Annotated in this window: 4 protein-coding genes and 1 pseudogene; all 5 read right to left on the bottom strand. The window is 36.1% G+C overall.

The window, feature by feature from the left end; all coding sequences use genetic code 11:
* Nucleotides 1-222: coproporphyrinogen III oxidase (locus ACIQ6Z_RS09835; protein ID WP_396210701.1), on the bottom strand; the 222-nt coding region annotated here is incomplete at its 3' end.
* Between the two features lie 57 nt (nt 223-279).
* Complete coding sequence (locus ACIQ6Z_RS09830) at nt 280-705, bottom strand: GNAT family N-acetyltransferase (RefSeq protein ID WP_396210700.1); 426 nt, start codon at nt 703-705, stop codon at nt 280-282.
* Between the two features lie 78 nt (nt 706-783).
* Nucleotides 784-1,809, bottom strand: coding sequence for a uroporphyrinogen decarboxylase (gene hemE, locus ACIQ6Z_RS09825; RefSeq protein WP_396210699.1), 1,026 nt, complete (start codon nt 1,807-1,809; stop codon nt 784-786).
* Nucleotides 1,802-2,476 carry a uroporphyrinogen-III synthase gene (locus ACIQ6Z_RS09820; RefSeq protein ID WP_396210698.1) on the bottom strand — a complete coding sequence of 225 codons (675 nt, stop codon included), beginning with the start codon at nt 2,474-2,476 and terminating at the stop codon, nt 1,802-1,804. Before ACIQ6Z_RS09820 ends, hemE begins: the two co-directional genes overlap by 8 nt.
* A pseudogene (locus tag ACIQ6Z_RS09815) lies at nt 2,476-2,888 on the bottom strand (hydroxymethylbilane synthase); the annotation flags it as partial. The gene ACIQ6Z_RS09820 and the pseudogene ACIQ6Z_RS09815, both read right to left, overlap by 1 nt.

Below are 2,888 nucleotides of genomic sequence, written 5' to 3'. Positions count from 1 at the left end.
CATTTTTTGCATGGCTTCAGGTAATTTTCCATGAACCGCCGAAATATTTACACCGCCTTTTTCAAAAACTTGGCCGTTTTCAATTACGCGTGTTCTTCCACCACCGCCTTCTGGTCGTTCCCAAATGTCTTCTCGGAATTTGGCAACACCATCAATGTCCTCTAATCCTTTACAGATTTGATCTTGTAGGTTTTGTATGTATTGGTAGAATTTGTCTTTCATTTAAATAGCTTTTAGCTATGCGTTCAGCCGCTTCACGACAGTTGTGCGTAGTTCTTGTTATTTTTTCTTAGAATATATCTTACTGTCTTTATGTTTAAATCCAACACTTGAATATAAATTTATTGCAGCCAATCTATGATCTTCAGTAAAAAGCAGTATTTCAGAAAGTTCTTTTTCTTCACCTACTTGAACTAATAAATTAATTAGTTTTCTTCCTACTCCTTTTCCGCGAGAAGCGGAGTCTACAACTACATCTTCAATCCAACCCTTTTTCCCAGATATAACTTTGTAAGTACACATTAATGCAATTCCAATTATTTTATTATTATCCTCACAATATGCAACTGTAATTTGGTTTTTCTCATTCAATATTTCTTCAAGATCTAACTGAATTTTATTTGGACTTAATTGACGGAATAATTCAGAAACTTGCTCTTTAATGTCTATATTTATATCATTTTTGTCTAAAATAGCTACTTTCATTTCTTTTAAATTGTTTTAAACAATACCGTTTTATTGAATTATAATTTTTAGAATTACTTACAACTATATGCTGTCAGCTTATCTATTGTATTCTTTCACCGCGTCCACAAAAGCTTTTGCGTGATCCACAGGGATATTGGGTAAAATGCCGTGACCCAAATTAACGATGTAATTGTCCTTCCCAAATTCGTCAATCATTTCGTGTACCATTTTTTTGATGACAGGAATTGGCGAAAGCAATCGTGACGGATCAAAATTGCCTTGTAATGTGATATTTCCGCCTGTTAGATAGCGCGCATTTCTTGGTGAACACGTCCAATCTACGCCCAAAGCCGACGCTTTCGATTTTGCCATTTCGCCCAACGCAAACCAGCACCCTTTTCCGAAAACAATCACCTTCGTATCCTCTGCAAGTGCTTCTACAATTTGGTTGATGTAGTGCCAAGAAAATTCTTGATAATCTACTGGAGACAACATGCCGCCCCAAGAATCAAAGATTTGAATGGCATTGCAACCTGCTTTTACTTTTTCTTTCAAATATAAAATCGTTGTGTCTGTAATTTTTTGTAATAAAACATGTGCTGCAACAGGATTGGAGAAACAAAATCCTTTAGCCGTATCAAAACTTTTAGACCCTTTTCCTTCTACTGCATAACAAAAAATGGTCCATGGTGAACCAGCAAAACCAATTAATGGCACCTCATCGTTCAACATTTGTTTGGTCAATTTGATGGCGTCAAAAACATAGCCTAAGGTTTCATTGACATCGGGAACAAACACTTTTTCTACATCTTGTGCTGTGCGGATTGGATTCGGAATTATCGGACCTAAATTGTCTTTTAATTCCACATGAATACCCATCGCTCTTGGCACGACCAAAATATCTGAAAATAATATTGCCGCATCGGGTTTGACAATTCGAATCGGTTGTACGGTAATTTCAGCCGCCAATTCAGGGGTTTCGCAACGCGTAAAGAAATCGTATTTGTCGCGTAACGCTCTAAATTCTGGTAAATATCTTCCCGCTTGACGCATCATCCAAACCGGTGGGCGTTCTACTTTTTCATTTGTTAAGGCTCTTAAAAAAAGGTCGTTTTTAATCATTTTTTGTTGATTTAAAATAATTGATGCATTGAATAATTACGTTTTCTACTGTGGGTTGATTTGCCATAATAATATTCCTTGTAAATGGTTCAACAGCTGTTGCGGTGGTAGATCCAATGCAAAAACATATTTCGGTTGTAATTTTATTTTCTTTCATATAGCTTGAAACGCCAGAAGGACTAAAAAACAGAATTCCGTCCATTTTTGGTGCTATTTTTATAGGTGTTTCTAGGGTTTCATAGACTTCTATAATTTGGTGCGCAAGCTTTCGCTCTTTAAAAAATTGCGGGATGGTATCTAATTTGGTTTTCCCGCAAAAAAAGGTAAAGCTTTTATTCCAATATTTTTTTTCAATAATTCTCACTAATTCTTCGGCATTCGAGAGGCAATCTAACACAGAAAAACCATGATCTAGCAATAGTTGTTTGGTTTTTTCACCCACACAAAGTACGGGTTTGTGTCGGATATTCTCCTTTTGTGTTACTACCTGTACTACGGCATTTTGACTGGTAAAAATTACTACATCTTGCGTATCGGAACTCTCAAAATTAAGGGGATTTACCGCAATAAAATCTTCATCCATAACCCAGAAACCGGCATTCAATAAAAATTGTTTTTGGTTAGAGGCCAATCGCTTTGTAGCTAAAATTCCAATATTGTTTTCCACTACTCTTTTTTTAATTGCGTTTTAATTTTTTCCATTAATTGATGCCCGCCATTATTTAAAAGTTCTTGTGCCGAATGAAATCCGAGTTTTTTCCATTCCGATACTGCAACTTTTTTGTCAAGAAACAATCGTTCTTTTCCATCAATTGAAAGCAAGACTCCTTTAAATTCTAGTTCGTCATTATTTTCGTCATATTTAGCATAAGCCCCTATTGGTGCCGTACAACCCCCTTCTAAGGTTTTTAAAAATTGCCGTTCGATGTGTGTACAAATTTCAGTTTCAATATGATTTAATTGCGAAACCGCGTCGATCGTAAAAGCATCATTTTCCATGGCAACTACCACCATTGCACCTTGCGCCGGCGCAGGGATCATCCATTCTAACGTACTGTAATTTTTAGGTATTAAGTTGA

Source organism: Flavobacterium sp. (assembly GCF_044376915.1).
In the GTDB taxonomy this organism is placed as follows: Bacteria; Bacteroidota; Bacteroidia; order Flavobacteriales; family Flavobacteriaceae; genus Flavobacterium.
The sequence above is the reverse complement of the archived record's forward strand: the minus strand, read 5'-3'. Positions and strand labels throughout refer to the sequence as shown.